This is a genomic window from Flavobacterium laiguense, assembly GCF_003097655.1.
Lineage (GTDB): Bacteria > Bacteroidota > Bacteroidia > Flavobacteriales > Flavobacteriaceae > Flavobacterium > Flavobacterium laiguense.
The window spans coordinates 596,850-613,213 of record NZ_QCZH01000001.1; the positions used below are offsets into that span (position 1 = coordinate 596,850).

Consider the following 16,364-nt stretch of genomic DNA (forward strand, 5'->3'; position numbering starts at 1 on the left):
TGTTTCGCGCATCTCCGCGAAATTGTTTTTTAATTCTTCACAAACTTCATTTTTTTAGTGCCAGAATCGGTAATTATATTCATAAAATAAACCCCTGAAGGCAGTGAAGTAACATTCCAAGAAACCTCTGACTTTGTTTCTCTTATCTTTTGTCCTCTTTCATTATAAAAGATTACTTTTTTGATTGTTAGATCATTTGGTAAATCAAGAGATATAGTGTCATTAGTAGGATTTGGATATAGTTTTATGCGCTCCAATTCAAACTTTTCTCTTCCCAAAGTAGCTGCATTATTTCTTGAAACAATATTTTTATTAGGGTCAAAAGTGATGCTTGTAATGCTAAAAGGTACGTTTTTAATAAAAATTTCTCCATTAACGGTATTGTTCAAAACCAAATCCAATTGTTGGCCACCTGTTCCGAAAACACGAACAGGCACTGGCATTTCAAAAAAGGAAACCGATGGATCCGATTGCGTTTGATTGACAGTAAATTTGGCTTGACCGCCCTCTAAATTTTGAGCCGAGATATTGTAAATTGGATACCCTTGATTGTACACCCAGTCGTTAAAGAATTCGGTCAGACTGCTGCCATACACAGCTTCGAAATGCGCTTGCAAGTCGGGGGTTTTCGCATATTTATAGGCAAGATTGACGTCTTTCAAATAATTTTTAACTCCTTGAAAAAACAAAGCATCTCCCATTTTGAAACGGAGCATGTTCAATACCATGGCACCTTTATTATACGTTAACCGAGAGCTGAAAATTCTATTGGTATCGGTAAGTTCTGCATCGGTCAAATACAGTGCCCCATTGGTTTGGGAGGTAATGTTGTTGATCATTTTTGCTTTTTCGTTTACAAAAGGCGCTTGACCATCAAAACTTTCTATTACCAAGGCAGCAACATAAGTGGCAAACCCTTCGTTAAGCCAAATGTCTTTCCAGTTGCCACAAGTGATTTTGTCCCCAAACCATTGGTGTGCCATTTCGTGAGCAATTAGACTTCGGTCAAAATTATACATGAAAGAAACCGTAGTGTGTTCCATTCCGCCACTCCAGCCAAATTGGGCGTGACCGTATTTTTCGGCGTGAAAAGGATAGATTTCAAAAAGGTTTTCGAATAAATTCAGAATCAATGGCGTTTGGTCTAACTGCGTTTTTACAGACGCTAAACTTTCTGGATAGATGTAATTAATGATTGGGTATTGATTGGGCGCAGTTCCTCCTGTTTGGTTATACACACTGTAATTGGTTACCGCTATGGCGATGAGGTAGGCGGGAATAGGATACCCATGATGGAAATGGGTAGTTTTCACGGATCCATAAATGACAGGTGCGGTTGGTTCAACACCATTGGAGACGCTCACATATTCTGATGGTGCCGTAATGTAAACATCAATTGCGTCAGCTTTGTCATTCAAATCTTGTTTGCAAGGCCACCAATCTCTTGCGCCATAAGGTTCGGATAAAGTGTATAAAACGGGTGAACCATTGTGGGTTGATGTGGTAAAAGCTTCTTCCTCTTTTGCGGGAGCGCCAGAATACGAGATCGTAACGGTTGCCGAAGCTCCTGAATTAAGCACGCTTGGTAAGGTAATAACCAATTCATTATTGGCGTTTTGTGTAAAAGTTAAAGGGAACCCCTCTTTGGTGACTTTGCTTACCGTCAATTTATTGGTTAAATCAAATGTAATTGTTGAAAGATCCGATAATGCCGTAAAGGTGGTAGTTACCTTTCCTGAAATATAATAATTCGCTGGATCTACCGTAAACTCCAGTTTGTGATAGGTGATGTCGTAGTTTTGTGTGTGGGTATTGGTAAGCAAATTCATTTTTTTGCTTGCCATTTTCATTTCGGTAGTGGCAATTTCGTGCAAATGGTTACTGCTATTTTGAGCATTCCCTAGGGTTGTTAAAACAAATAATGCAAACAACTGTATTTTTTTCATTGTGTATTTAGTTATGGTATCAAATGTATGGAATGATTCTGCATAAACGATTGTATAGCTGTAAATTTGAAAAATTTTAACAGAATTCATAATTATAGGAAGATAATGATCTTTCGCAAATTTCACAAATCTGTTGTGTTTTTTTGGGTTGTATTTTTCTGTATATCAATATTTTAGATATTTTTGGAATGATTTATATAAAAATTAAATATCTTTATATATTGTAAATATAAGGTCTTTGAAGGGGACGTTTTCCTTTATCAAGAGTTAAGAAGTTCAATAATTTTGAGTTGATTCTATCCATTAAACTAACAGCTATGAAAAAAACTACTATTCTATTAATCCTGTCAAGGTTGTTTGTAATCTTATTTCTATTGCCGATGCAGTCTTACCAACTTAGTGCAAAAAATGAAAATCCTAATGCAAATGTTGTTTTTGAGAATTTGACTGGTACAAAACATACCGACCAACAAGATGAAAATTTAATTAAGGGAGTTTGGGGTAGAATTGATGCAGCCGGTGAAATAAATATTTCAGAAATCCTAAATAATGGACTGTTAAAGGCTGAATTTTATAATCCTAAAATGATTAATATTGAAAAAGCAGTTTGGACAAACTCTTCTGATGTTTTGAGAATTTATATTCTTTTTAGAGAAGACAAGTATCCGGGTTCTAGTTTTTCTTTAAATTACTTGCCAGAAAAAGACTTGCTTTTAGGCACCTATTTTGATGCTTTGACCAACGAATCTCATTCTGTATCTTTTAAAAGAGTTAAGTAATAGCGATTGTATAAAAAAACCATCTGATTTTCTCAGATGGTTTTTTTTGAAATTTATATTTAATAATGCTAGAGTTTAAAAGTAACTCCAAATTTAGCACCACTAGTACCTGTGTTTCCTCCTAATTCTAGATTGATACCAAATTTATCGGTAAAGAAATAACGACCACCTACTTGGGCTCCAAGTCCTAGTGAAGTGTTGTCAGGATGGGGATTGTTGTCGTAGTCGTCATAATTCCAGATATAATACGTAAGATTGGCTCCAGCATAGAAGTCAAATTTACTTGGAATATGCAATATACGATTGAAATGGTAATTTCCATTAGCCCCAAGTCCTATTGCTGTAGAATTATAGTTGTAATTTTTGTCGTTATAATAGTACGGGTCATTATCAGTTTGAAAAGAGATTTGACCTCCTAGAGTGAAATCTTTAGCGATTCCATAATCAAGACCAAAATAGACAGGAACTCCCCAGCCTGAAAGTCCAACACCTGCGTTTAATTGTACTCCACCTTCTTGAAGAGGAGCTTGTGCAAATACACCGTTCGATATAAAACCTAAGGCAATTATTAGAATAAGTTTTTTCATGATTTTTTATTTAAATTACAATACAAACGTACCGTTTTTTAAATAATTGTCTGTTGTATTATAAAAGTTTTTAGTTTCATAATTCCCACTTTTTTGTTTTTTGAAAAGAGTTTTGTTTTTAGAATTAGTGAAATTATATAGTAGCAAACCAAAAAATAGTACACAAAACAAACTTTGTCTAGTTGTTATCAAACATTTCCTTAAATTTGCTTCCATTATTTAGTTATAAAAATCAAACTATGTTACAAATTGCATTTATTAGAGAGAATCAGGAGAAAGTAATCAACGCTTTGGCAAAAAAAAATATGGATGCCAAATCTGTTGTTGAAGAAGTGGTACAACTAGACGAAAAACGTCGCGCTACACAAGTAGAGCTAGATGGTATTTTGTCTGAATCTAATAAATTATCCAAAGACATTGGAGATTTGATGAAAGCTGGCGAAAAATCAAAAGCCGCTATTCTAAAAGAAAAAACAGTTCTGTTAAAAGAAAAGAGTAAAGTTCTTGCCGAAAATGCAGTCGCTTTGGCCAATGAATTAACCGAGAAATTATACACCCTACCTAATCTTCCTGCAGATATAGTTCCTGTTGGAAAAACGCCTGAAGAAAATCTAAACGTTTTCCAAGAAGGGGATATTCCTGTTTTGCACGAAGGAGCGCAGCCTCACTGGGAATTGGTGAAAAAATACGACATCATTGATTTTGAATTAGGGAATAAAATAACAGGTGCTGGATTCCCTGTTTATAAAGGAAAAGGAGCTCGTTTGCAACGTGCGTTAATTTCTTATTTTTTAGATAAAAACACCGATGCGGGTTACAAAGAGTATCAAGTCCCTCATTTAGTAAACGAAGCATCAGCATACGGTACTGGACAATTACCAGACAAAGAAGGGCAAATGTACCATGACGCAACCGATAATTTGTATTTGATTCCAACGGCTGAGGTTCCCGTAACCAATATCTTTAGAGATGTCATTTTAACTGAAAATGAATTACCGGTTTTGTGCACTGCCTATACGCCTTGTTTCCGTCGTGAAGCGGGTTCTTATGGAGCGCATGTACGTGGTTTGAACCGTTTGCATCAATTTGATAAAGTAGAAATCGTTCGTGTTGAGCATCCTGATAATTCATATCAAGCACTCGATGGAATGGTAGAACACGTAAAAAGCATTCTTCAAGAATTGAAATTGCCGTACCGAGTTTTACGTCTTTGTGGCGGTGATATGGGTTTTGCATCAGCTTTGACGTATGATTTTGAAGTGTACTCTACAGCTCAAGAGCGCTGGTTGGAAATTTCTTCTGTATCTAACTTTGAAACATTTCAAGCCAATCGTTTGAAGTTGCGTTTCAAAGACAAAGACGGGAAAAACCAATTGGCACACACTCTTAACGGAAGTTCATTGGCCTTACCAAGAGTTCTTGCTGGAATTTTAGAAAACTACCAAACTCCAGAAGGAATCGTTATCCCAGAAGTATTACGTTCATATTGTGGGTTTGATATTATTGATTAATACAAATTTCAAGAAACAGAAAAACATTTTAAACCATTAAGGGATTAAGGTTCATTAAGCTGCACCACTTCTTAATTTTCTTAATGCCTTAATGGTTTAAAAAAATATTTAATTTGAAAAAGTTAAGGTATTGACAGATTCTAAATTATTTACTTTAGCAAATTGTTGCGATATGAAAAAGCTTTTTCTATATATTACTTTACTTTTCTCGCTAGCGACGTTTTCCCAAAACGAGCAGTTGGCGCAGTATTATTATGACAAAGGTGATTTTGATAAAGCATTGGTCAGTTACCAAGAGTTATTAGAAGGATTGCCCTCTAATCCTTTTTATTTTCAACGAAAAATAGATTGTCTCCAACAATTGCAACAGTTTGATCCCGCCGAAAAAGCCATTCAGGAACGATTGAATAAATACAAACAAGCCACACTTTTGGTCGATTTGGGGTACAATTTTCAATTACAGAAAAATGAGGTTAAGGCCAAAAAGTACTATGACGAGGCGATAGAGAAAATCAAGAAAAATCCAAACGAGGTTTACGGAGTTGCCAACTCTTTTGAGAAAAAAGTATTGCTCGAATATGCCTTAAAATCCTATCAGGTAGCCAGTACGTTGGTGCCCACTTTTAATTTTAATTATCAAATGGCATTGCTCTATGGACAATTGGGCGATACCGATAAGATGGTAACCACTTTTCTGGACGAAGCGGTGGCAAATCCCCAAAACGCTATGATAATTCAGAGTCAATTGGCTCGATATATGTCGAATGATGGTGATTCAAAATTCAATGAGAGTTTGCGTAAATCATTAATTATGCGGGTTCAAAAAAGCCAAGATGTTTTTTGGAATCATTTTTTGAGTTGGTTTTATATGCAACAAAAAGAGTTTGGAAAAGCATTTATTCAGGAAAAAGCCATTTATAAACGGAATCCAGAATCACTCTCCAATATCATCAACTTAGGTCAAATGGCCATAGAAGAAGATGATTATGTAGAGGCCAAAGCCATTTTGGATTATGTTTTAGAAAACACCACAGATATCCAGCTGATTGTGCAAGCCAATACCTATTTGATGAAAATGAAAATAGAAAAGGCGCCAGAAAGTGAATTTGTAGCCATCAACACACAATTTGACCTTTTGTTAAAACAATATGGTATAACGCCAATTACCTTATCTTTGCAGCTGATGCAAGCGCAGTTTGTGAGTTTCAAATTGAAAAATCCCGTTGAAGGAAAAGCGATAGTAAAGCGGGCTTTGGAGTTGCAATTAAATGTGTACGACCAAGCGAAATGCAAAATGGAACTGGCTGATATTTTGCTTTCGGAAGAGAAATTCAATCAGGCTTTATTGTATTATTCGCAAATAGAGGAAAATTTAAACAATGATGTTTTAGCACACGAAGCAAGCTTAAAATCGGCAAAAACGAGTTATTTCAAGACTGATTTTGAATGGGCTTTGAAGCAGTTTAAGGAGCTGAAATCAGCCAGTACACAATTGATTGCCAATGATGCCTTGGAGTATTTTTTGTTAATCAACGACAATACGGTTGCTGATTCGACTCAAACGGCTTTGAAGCAATTTGCCAAGGGGGATTATCTTTTGTATCAAAATAGAAATCAAGAGGCTATAGCTCAGTTTCAATCGATTCTGAAAAGTTTCAAAGGACAGGAAATTGAAGCCGTGACATTGTTGCGATTGGGAAGAGTCTATGAAAAAATAGGCGATTTTACTTTGGCTTTAAGCCAATACCAAGAAATAATTGCCCATCATAGTGATGGAATTTACATAGACGAAGCTTTGTATTTTTCGGCGGATATTTATAACAAACAATTGCAAATGCCCGATAAAGCCAAGCCTTTGTATGAAAAAATAATTTTCAACCATCAGGACAGTATTTATTTTGTGGATGCGAGGAGGAAATTCAGGGAATTACGAGGGGATACGAACTTGTGATTTTAGATTGCAGAATAAAGAAAATAGAATAAAGAAAATAGAATAAAGAAAATAGAATAAAGAAAATAGAATAAAGAAAATAGAATATAGAAAACAGATTGCAGAAGGCAGAAAGAATAATAAGAGTTGATTAATTAATCCTTTTATAGTCTTAATACTTAATACTCCAATCTTAATACTTTTTGAACAATGATCATATACAACGTTACCATAAACATACACGAAAGCGTTCACGACCAATGGATGATTTGGATGCAGCACAAACACATTCCCGAAGTTCTGGCAACAGGAAAATTCAGCTCAGCTCGATTAGTGCGGGTTTTGATTGAAGAAGAAATGGGCGGAGTGACTTATTCTGTTCAATATACAACGGATAGCAAGGAAACATTAGAGAAATATTACCAAGAAGACGCCCCAAGATTAAGGGAAGAAGGGTTGAAATTGTTTGGAGATAAAATGCTGGCTTTCAGAACCGAATTGGAGTTGATTTCTGAACATTAAAATTAAAATATTGCTTTGCGCCTCTGCGTCTTTGCGAGAAAATAACCCTAAAAATAAAGCGAGATGGCGTAGTGCCTCGCAATGACAAGATGGAAAAAGTAAAAGCCAAAAAACACCTCGGACAGCATTTCTTAAAGGACGAAAGCATTGCCAAAGACATTGCCGATACCCTGAATTTAGTAGGATATGAGGATGTGTTAGAAATAGGGCCTGGAATGGGAGTTTTAACCAAATACATGTTGGAGAAACCTATCAATACCTATGTTATTGAGATAGATGAGGAATCAGTGACGTATTTGGATGCGAATTACCCAAAACTTAAGGACAGAATTATCTCAAAAGATTTTTTGAGGTATGATATCAACGAAGTTTTTGCGGGGAAACAATTCGCTATAATTGGTAATTTTCCGTATAATATTTCGACGCAAATTGTTTTTAAAACATTAGAATACCGCAATCAAATTCCAGAATTTGCTGGGATGTTTCAAAAAGAAGTGGCACAACGTATTTGTGAAAAAAAAGGAACCAAAGCTTATGGGATTCTATCGGTTTTAGTACAAGCGTTTTATGATGCTGAGTATTTGTTTACTGTAGATGAAAATGTGTTCAATCCACCACCCAAAGTAAAATCGGGAGTGCTGCGTTTGCGCAGAAAAGAAGATTTTAGTTTGCCTTGTGGCGAGAAATTGTTTTTTACGGTAGTGAAAACCGCTTTTCAACAACGCAGAAAGACTTTGAGGAACAGTCTAAAAACCCTAAATTTGTCTGATAGTTTGAGAGAAGATGAGGTTTTCAATCTTCGCCCAGAGCAATTAGACTACAAAGAATTTATAGCATTGACCCAAAAAATAGAAGCCGATGGAGTTTAAAATCAGCAAAGAATTAATAAAAGAATTAGAGCTACTCATTCAAAATAAAAACGACGAACAACTTGGCGTTTTATTGAATGACATGCACCATGCTGATATTGCCGAAGTTCTGGATGAACTTGATTTTGATGAAGCTACTTATATTTTTAAGGTATTAGATAGCGAAAAAACAGCCGAAATCCTTCTGGAGTTAGAAGACGATTTACGGGAAAATATATTAAGCAGGCTTTCTCCAAAAGAGATTGCGGAAGAGCTCGATGAATTAGAGACCAATGATGCTGCCGATATTATTGGGGAACTTTCCAAAGAGAAGAAAGCCGAAGTAATATCCGAGTTGCAAGATGTTGAGCATGCCAAGGATATTGTGGAATTACTGCGTTATGCAGAGGATACTGCCGGTGGAATCATGCACAAAGAGTTGGTAAAAGTCAACGAAAACTGGAATGTACTCACTTGTGTGAAAGAAATGCGTATTCAGGCAGAAAACATCTCCAGAGTGCATTCTATTTATGTGGTGGACGATGAAGATCGATTAAAAGGACGCTTGTCGCTCAAAGATTTACTGACAACCTCTACCAGAACTAATATTAGTGATGTATACATCCGGAAATTGAATTCGGTGAATGTAGATACCGAAGATGTTGAGGTGGCTAGAATCATGCAAAAATACGATTTAGAGGCCATTCCTGTGGTAGATGAATTGGGACGCTTGGTAGGCCGAATCACAATTGATGATATTATTGACGTAATCAAAGATGAAGCCGATAAAGATTACCAATTGGCGGCGGGTATCTCTCAAGACGTAGAAGCCGATGATAGTATTCTGGAATTAACCAAGGCGCGTTTGCCCTGGCTGGTGTTGGCACTTTTGGGTGGTTTTGTTACCGTAAAAGTCCTAGGTTTATTTGAAGGAGCGATGCTGGAACACGGAAAATTATTTTTCTTTACCCCGCTTATCGCTGCAATGGCCGGAAATGTTGGGGTGCAATCCTCGGCAATTATCGTTCAAGGTTTGGCTAACGATACCTTGAGTGGTTCCCTCTTTAACCGATTGATAAAAGAAGTGTCGTTAAGTTTATTAAACGGACTCATATTAGCCTTGATTTTGTTTCTGGGCAGTCATTTTTTACTCAATGTAGAGATTATTATTGGGGTTATAGTAACAATTGCTTTGGTTTCTGTAATTATCATAGCCTCGCTTATTGGGACATTTGTGCCTTTATTGTTGGATAAATTTGGTATTGACCCCGCCTTGGCAACAGGGCCATTTATCACTACAAGCAATGATATTTGTGGGATCCTTATTTATTTCTCCATTGCCAAATTAATTTTAGGGTTTTAATTGTAAACACTGTTGAATTATAACAATTATCCCGATTTTATTTAAATTTTGAAATAATAAATTCGGGATAATTCGTGTACTTTGTGTACAAATAGTTTTGCCCTGATTTGTGGTAGAATCTAAAGTTTATATACAATGCCTTTTTGGGATTCAACATACTATTAACCAGCCAAAGAACAAAATAAAACCAAAATGAAAGTACATATTATTGGCGGCGGAAACTTAGGGGTTTCTATCGCTTTGGGAATTGCAAAATTCTCTCCAAACAATCAAGTTACCGTAACCAGACGAAATACGGCAAGTATATTGCATTTAGAAAAATTGGGCATCACCGTTTCTTCGGATAATACCCACAACATTCAGGAGGCCGATGTGATTATTCTAACCATAAAGCCGTATCAGGTAGATACCGTTCTGGCCGAAATTCTTCCTGTGATTACCAATAAAATAATCGCCTCAGCGGTAAGTGGTTTGGCGATTGATGTGCTGCAGGAAAAAACAAAATTCGCACATCATGCCGTTCGTATTATGCCCAATATTGCGGCGCAATTTGGAGAATCGGCTACTTGTATCTCTTTCAACGAAAAAGATAAAACCGAAGGGGAAAGCGTAGTTACACTTTTTCATGATTTAGGGACAGCACTCGTAATCGACGAGAAATTGATGGATGCCGCCACTGTTCTCGGTGCTTGCGGAACTGCCTATGCATTGCGTTATATCCGTGCTTCTATGCAGGCCGGAATCGAGATTGGTTTTGATTCCCAGACGGCTTTGGCCATAGCTGCCCAAACCGTAAAAGGAGCTGCCCAAATGTTAGTCGAAGAAAAAGTACATCCGGAACAACTCATCGATAGAGTAACTACGCCACAAGGTTGTACCATTGTGGGACTAAACGAAATGGAGCATAATGGTTTCAGCTCTTCTCTTATCAAAGGAATTAAGACTTCTTTGAAACAGATTAAAGGGTAAGATTTTTGATTTGAGAATAACGATTTTTGATTTAAGATTTCGTACAGCGAAATTATAAATCGTCTGCTTTATGGGTTGTTTTCCACTTCTGAAATTAAAAATCGTTAATCAAAAATCTTAAATGATAAGTTTTTTTTATTGGTACTATTATTACCAAGTGCTACTTACTTCATTATCACAATCAAGCTTTTTCCATCCTTGGTCTTCAAAAGAGCCTGAAAATGGCTTAAATTATTGTCTTGAGTTAGAGTGATTTCCAAGACCCCAAATGGTTTTAAAAGTCCAAAATTTTCGTTTTTGGCGATCATAAAACGCCAGTCTTTCGCATGAAGTTTGTTAAAATTTACTTTTAAATACCCCGTTTTTGGCAACGAAGATTTTAAAGAGGCTTGTTTTTTGGGATTGGTTTCCAGTGTTAAAGTATTGTTCTTGACAAAAATTTTGGTTACCGCCAAAGGAAAATTTACGAATACTTGATGTTTATCGATAGCATTTTGTGATTTTAAATAATCATAAACTCGTTTAGAATCTTCTGTTTGCATCGAAAAGTTAAAAGAAGGTTCACGGCTAGTGTGCACAATGACTTTTTTTATTGAATTAAAATTATCATCATATTCGTAACTAATAGCCGAATCTTTTTTTTCTACTATTTCATTCAATACCAATTCGGTTTTGGTTGGGTTATGAATCAAAATGGAATCCAAATCAAAACCAATTATTCTATTGATCCGTTTTGGATTTTGTTTGTAGGGAATTTGATCCTGAATCATTTCAAAATTGACACCCAAAGCGAATAATGCGTTTGGATTCTGAGTGAATTGCCATTCTTTTTTATACTTAGATTTGAATTGCAATTGTCCATCAACTGTTACTTCTTGGTCTCCCAATTTCAGATTTAGAATCCCATCTTCTTTCAGTAAATTATTTTTTTTGATCCAAACGGTTACGGCATTTGAAGTGGAAATTGTTTTTTCTGTTTTTTTAGGATCTAAAAACTGATGCTTTAGAAACAAATCTTCGGCTATTTTTAGCGCAATTTTTTTTTGATTTTCAGGAATTGCCGAACATATGATTTGGTTCGAATGTTTAATAATGCAAATGCCCAATTGTTTGGAATAATACGAACTCATTCCGTTTTTAAGCATGATCTTGCTGAAATGTGCTTTGGCTATTGTTTTCTCAAAATCAGTTTCACTTTCGATTTTTACTACAGTGAACCATTGGGTAACAGGTTGGTTTTCGAGGTGAAAAAAAGCCAGATAATCAGGTGTTTCTATTCCAAAATTAGAAAAATCAAACTTTTTATTTATCTCAGTAGTTCCTAATTGCCATTGTGAAGGGTTTTTTAGATAAGAAAAAATAAAATAATTTCGAATATTTTTTATATCGACCATCACTATTCCGTCGGCATTTTGAGGGATGTTTTTTTTGTCAAAATTTTTATGATAGCCAATCCAATACAGCATCATCACACTTCCCAGGAGGATAAGAAGCAGGACAATTTTAAAAAAAGAGCTTTTATTGCTTTTCATATTGAATGTAAATTGTTTTTATTGTCTTTTTACAATGTTATTCAGCAGTTTCAATGGCTCACAGATTAGACGGATTAAACAGATTTACACGGATTTTTGTATTCTCGGTTTTCTCGTAAAGATGCAAAGGTTTAAACTTCTTTCTTTGCGCCTTTGCGTCTTTGCGAGGCATAATTTTTCACAAAAAAGCAATATAAATGACGTCTCATTGTGAAAATTAACCGCAAGGTTCGCAATGTTTTTTATTTTAAGCCGTGTTTAAGGTTCGCAAAGCTTTGCGCCCCTTGCGCAGTTTTCTACAAAGGATTTAATTTTCCTTGCGCTCTTTGCGGTTATTCAAATCCGTCATTGGTAGGGATAAATTTAGTTTAATCTTAGTGTCATCTCAATTGAATTATCGGGAGTAGTATTATTTTAGGTTTTACTGCGTAACGATTGTTTCTCTTTTGCTTTCGGTATACAACTCATTGATAACATCAAAGAAATACTGCAAGCTATTGGTATGTTCTCCTTTGATAGTGTAACTTGATTCTGAGATAATAGTGCCGTTTTTGAATTTGGATTCCATTGTGATTTGGCCTGCATTTTTCAAAGCAATATCAAAGTAATTGCTTTTAGTGTCTTTGTTAAGTTCATTTTTGGATGCTGTGATTATTTTTTGAAGATCCATCCAAGCAGCCGAATTGTTTTTAGAAATGGATTTTTTGAAATCAGCTTGCAACGGCATGACTTTCTGTTGGATCAGATTTTCCACATTCTCCTTAGAGGTAGTTACCATAATCACGCCATTTTTTAGTCCAATATATAAGTTATCAAGCAAGTTGTCTTTTTCAAAATGAATCGTGTAATACCCATTGGTCAATTGGTAGTCGGTAGCGGTGAATTTGCTTTTGTTCAAAGGAAGTTGCAATAATTTATTGACAAAAGAATCGTTTTTAGTGTTCAAAAGAAACGTAAAATCGGGTTGTATTTCTTCTTTAATGCCTTTGATTTCCAGTTGTTCATAATTTTCATTATACTCTATAGTAACGTATTCTCGTTTTACTTTTTTGAGATCGTGAAGTACAAAAAGGGCATTCCCGGGAATTAAATCTGCAATGGCTTTTTCGTCCAATAATAAAGCAATGGCATCAATCATAACATCGGCTTCGTTACCACTGACTTCTTTGGTGTAGGATTGGTAAACGGAATTTAAAGTGTTTTTTAGAATTTTGTATTCATAGTTCATAATGGCCTGGGTGTCCATGGCAATAGAGTAATAACCCAACACATTATTGCCTACGAAATTCAATAGGTTTTTGTCAATTTTCGAATCAAACATGGCCTGATAGGACTTTTTGGTTTCCTCATTTTTGGGTGTTATGACTTGATTCAGCCGAATTCTGTCTTTTTCAAAATACCCATTGATATGGTAATTGCTGTCCAGGATTCCGTTTTTATAAATCCCCATCAATGCCGCATTGGATCCTAAAAAACTAGAGTACAATTGGCTGGTTAATGCGTCCAAATCAGCGAAAGCAAAAAAATCGGATTTAGGGTTGTTATTTTTAAACAAGGTTGTATTTATGGCTGCTGTTTCCTTTTCAGAGTCGAAAGTTTCTTTAAAAATCAAATCAACAGCTGCATTGATTTTTAGTTTTTCTATAGAGTCTGTTTTTTTATACTCGAGTTCTTCCAGTTTTCTATTGGTTTCTTCCAATTCAGCATTTGCTTTATCTTGGGCGGCATAGATTTCTTCTTCGGTGGGTTCGACAACTTTAGGTTCCTCTATTATTTTTTTGTTTTTCTTCCCTTTTTTTGTTTTTCCTTTTTTGGCTTTGTCGTTTTTTTCTGGAGCTGGTGATGTTTTTGTTTCTTCTGCAAGCTTGTAAGCTGATTCAGCTATCCTGTCATAGTTAACCGCAGCGGTATCAACAAAAACCGTAGCCGTATCGATACTCGTCAGATCAGAATAAGGCTCGTTATCGCTGTATTTGTGTGGCTTTGTATAAGTTGCATTGACTAGAATAGCGAATTTGTCATTCCAGGCCAAATGATGGGTTTTTGAAGTTGTTGTACGATTGTATGTTCCTTGTTTTTTTACTTTAATGCTATCACCATATTTGCCTTGAATTAATTTTTCGAATAAAACAGCATTGTTTAAAGGAATCAATATTATATAGTTCATCACGGTGTCTCTGTTGATGTAGTAATGATATTGTTTGTTAGTAAGGTCAATTCCAGTTTGGCTTAAATCTTTTGGCAGAAATTTCATTTCTTTTTCTAATAAAGTTTGCATCCAAGGGTATTCTTGAATGGTTTTGAGAGTTACTTTATCATTTAGATTTTTGCCATTAAAACACAAGGCAAAAGGCGCATTTTCTGGAACTTTGTTGGCTAAATCTTGGGCGTATAGCGTTGCAGAGAAACAAATAAAAAGGAATAGTAAATAATTTTTCATTTTATTTTAATTGAGGGTAATTGTATTTTCTATTTTTTCGTTTCCATTAATCACATTGATCACAGAACCGTTTAGTTTGATGGCTTTATTGCTTTTGGAGGGGGTTGCTTTTTTGTTTGAAAACGATTTTATAGTCGAATCGAATTTATAAACCGAAGTGTATTTTGCGTTTTCAAAAACTTCTTTGTCCGTTTTTTTTAATTTATCATAAAGTGCTTTTATGGGTACTTTTTGATTGCGTATGAATTTTTTGTCAGCGAAGGTAAAATAGTCAGTTGTGATCGTTGGATCTATTTTTTTGCTGTTTTTTAGTTTTAAAAAAACAGCATTGAGATTGGTTATTTTTTGAAAATCTAAATCGACAGTAAAAATATAATTCGTTAAGTCGATATTCGTTTTTACATTGGAGATTCCTATGGTGTTCTTTGCCAGTGCTTCTAGCCTTGAAGCTTCATTTTTAATTTCCTCTTTGGAAGGAATGTCATAACCGTTAATTTTTTCCATTTTTAAAACCGAATTGATTTTAGTTTTGCTTTGGCTAAAATTAATTACAAAATTAAAATGTCCCGATCCGTCGTCTTTCATTTTCACCTCTTCAATGACTTCAAAACAACTTTGAAACAGAAAGACAAAACAGAGTAAGGGTATGAAATAAATTTTTTTCATGGTAGGATTTGCAACAAGGTTTTAAGAGTAATACTTGTAGTCAATGGTGTTACAAAGGAAAGGATAATATTTCTTTTTCAAATTTCTTCAATACGTTTTTTGTTCTATTTTTTTGATTTTAATCGTTTTTCTGGAACTTTAAAAGTAAAATTTAGCCATAGATAACCCAAAGTTCCGGACAAAAAGGAAGCGATTAGAATGGCGATTTTAGAATAGGTAATGACTGCTTCACCATCTTCTTTGAAAGCTAATAAAGTAATGAAAATAGACATGGTAAATCCTATTCCGCCCAGCATTCCTGCGCCCAGTATGTTGTTCCATTTCAGGTCGTTGGGCAATTTGCAAATCCCAATGCTTACCGCAAGAAACGAAAACAGCCAAATCCCTAGTGGTTTTCCCACTACAAGGCCTAAGAGAATTCCAAGTGAGTTGTCATGACTCAAACCTTCGTGCCAATCGGGATTAATAGCGATACAGGTATTGGCGACAGCAAATAAAGGAAGAATGAAAAAGGCTACCGGATGGTGCAAGATATGTTGTAAACGGTACGAAGCCGTATTTTTTCCGCCATCTCCAAACGGAATGACAAATGCCAATAGTACACCTGTTATAGTTGCATGCACGCCAGAATTCAACATGAAATACCACATAAAAGCGCCTCCAATTAAGTAAGGCGCCAGATGATGCACTTTGCGTCTGTTCAGGATAAATAAGAAGCCCATAATAGAGAAAGCAATCAGTAGATTATCAAAAGCGATGGTCTTAGTGTAAAAAATGGCGATGACCAGAATAGCACCCAAATCATCAATAACGGCCAAGGCAGTCAAAAATATTTTTAGAGAAGATGGAATTCGATTGCCCAATAAGGATAAAACCCCAATAGCAAAAGCTATATCTGTTGCCATAGGGATTCCTGCTCCGTTTTGAGTTGCCGTTCCGTAATTCAGCACAAGAAAAAGACCCGCTGGCACTAGCATTCCGCCCAAGGCTCCAAAAATGGGAAGAATGGCATTTTTGATATTGGCCAACTCGCCACGATATATTTCGCGTTCTAATTCTAAACCAATGAGTAAAAAGAAAATGGTCATTAACCCATCATTGATCCAATGCGTGATGGAATGATGCCCGACTTCGGTATTCCAAAAAGCAATATAATCTGCTTGAATTACTGAATTAGCGAGTAATAAAGAAACTACCGTTACAAAAAGGAGCAATAGTCCACCCGCTTTTTCGCTTTGAAAAAAGGCAGAAAATGTTTTGGTTAATCTCAT

13 protein-coding genes are annotated in these 16,364 nt (G+C 35.6%); 7 read left to right on the forward strand and 6 right to left on the reverse strand.

Features of this window, described 5'->3' with window-relative positions; all coding sequences use genetic code 11:
• Window positions 1–29 precede the first annotated feature (29 nt).
• Entirely contained in the window at window positions 30–1,946 is a 1,917-nt protein-coding gene (locus DB891_RS02450) for a M1 family aminopeptidase (RefSeq protein WP_116760363.1), read from the reverse strand.
• 317 nt (window positions 1,947–2,263) lie between these two features.
• Here DB891_RS02450 and DB891_RS02455 point away from each other — a divergent pair, with 317 nt between their 5' ends.
• The gene (locus tag DB891_RS02455) at window positions 2,264–2,725 is read left to right on the forward strand and encodes a hypothetical protein (protein ID WP_124019478.1); all 462 of its coding nucleotides are present in this window, start codon (window positions 2,264–2,266) and stop codon (window positions 2,723–2,725) included.
• Window positions 2,726–2,793: 68 nt separating this feature from the next.
• On the opposite strand, the gene DB891_RS02460 is transcribed toward DB891_RS02455, so the two are convergent.
• Complete coding sequence (locus DB891_RS02460; protein WP_116760196.1) at window positions 2,794–3,312, reverse strand: outer membrane beta-barrel protein; 519 nt, start codon at window positions 3,310–3,312, stop codon at window positions 2,794–2,796.
• 239 nt (window positions 3,313–3,551) lie between these two features.
• On the opposite strand from DB891_RS02460, the gene serS reads away from it, so the two are divergent.
• From serS to proC, 6 genes are all read left to right on the forward strand, one after another.
• A complete protein-coding gene (gene serS / locus DB891_RS02470; protein ID WP_116760200.1) occupies window positions 3,552–4,823 on the forward strand; it encodes a serine--tRNA ligase in 1,272 nt (423 codons plus the stop codon).
• A 172-nt stretch (window positions 4,824–4,995) separates the two neighbouring features.
• Window positions 4,996–6,774: a tetratricopeptide repeat protein gene (locus DB891_RS02475; RefSeq protein WP_116760365.1), complete on the forward strand. Its 1,779-nt coding sequence runs from the start codon at window positions 4,996–4,998 to the stop codon at window positions 6,772–6,774.
• Window positions 6,775–6,963: 189 nt separating this feature from the next.
• Window positions 6,964–7,275 (forward strand): DUF4286 family protein, encoded by a 312-nt coding sequence (locus DB891_RS02485; protein ID WP_116760202.1) that lies wholly within the window; start codon window positions 6,964–6,966, stop codon window positions 7,273–7,275.
• 89 nt (window positions 7,276–7,364) lie between these two features.
• The gene (gene rsmA / locus DB891_RS02490) at window positions 7,365–8,144 is read left to right on the forward strand and encodes a 16S rRNA (adenine(1518)-N(6)/adenine(1519)-N(6))-dimethyltransferase RsmA (RefSeq protein WP_116760204.1); all 780 of its coding nucleotides are present in this window, start codon (window positions 7,365–7,367) and stop codon (window positions 8,142–8,144) included.
• Entirely contained in the window at window positions 8,134–9,486 is a 1,353-nt protein-coding gene (gene mgtE, locus DB891_RS02495; protein WP_116760206.1) for a magnesium transporter, read from the forward strand. The genes rsmA and mgtE overlap by 11 nt, the downstream gene beginning before the upstream one ends.
• A 192-nt stretch (window positions 9,487–9,678) precedes the next feature.
• The gene (gene proC, locus DB891_RS02500) at window positions 9,679–10,455 is read left to right on the forward strand and encodes a pyrroline-5-carboxylate reductase (protein WP_116760208.1); all 777 of its coding nucleotides are present in this window, start codon (window positions 9,679–9,681) and stop codon (window positions 10,453–10,455) included.
• A 164-nt stretch (window positions 10,456–10,619) separates the two neighbouring features.
• On the opposite strand, the gene DB891_RS02505 is transcribed toward proC, so the two are convergent.
• From DB891_RS02505 to nhaA, 4 genes are all read right to left on the reverse strand, one after another.
• Window positions 10,620–11,987: a hypothetical protein gene (locus DB891_RS02505; RefSeq protein WP_124019479.1), complete on the reverse strand. Its 1,368-nt coding sequence runs from the start codon at window positions 11,985–11,987 to the stop codon at window positions 10,620–10,622.
• Between the two features lie 421 nt (window positions 11,988–12,408).
• Window positions 12,409–14,427, reverse strand: coding sequence for a hypothetical protein (locus tag DB891_RS17550; protein WP_189337085.1), 2,019 nt, complete (start codon window positions 14,425–14,427; stop codon window positions 12,409–12,411).
• A gap of 6 nt (window positions 14,428–14,433) precedes the next feature.
• Window positions 14,434–14,931 carry a hypothetical protein gene (locus DB891_RS02515; RefSeq protein ID WP_124019480.1) on the reverse strand — a complete coding sequence of 166 codons (498 nt, stop codon included), beginning with the start codon at window positions 14,929–14,931 and terminating at the stop codon, window positions 14,434–14,436.
• Window positions 14,932–15,197: 266 nt separating this feature from the next.
• Window positions 15,198–16,364, reverse strand: a complete 1,167-nt coding sequence (nhaA, locus tag DB891_RS02520; protein WP_116760367.1) for a Na+/H+ antiporter NhaA — start codon at window positions 16,362–16,364, stop codon at window positions 15,198–15,200.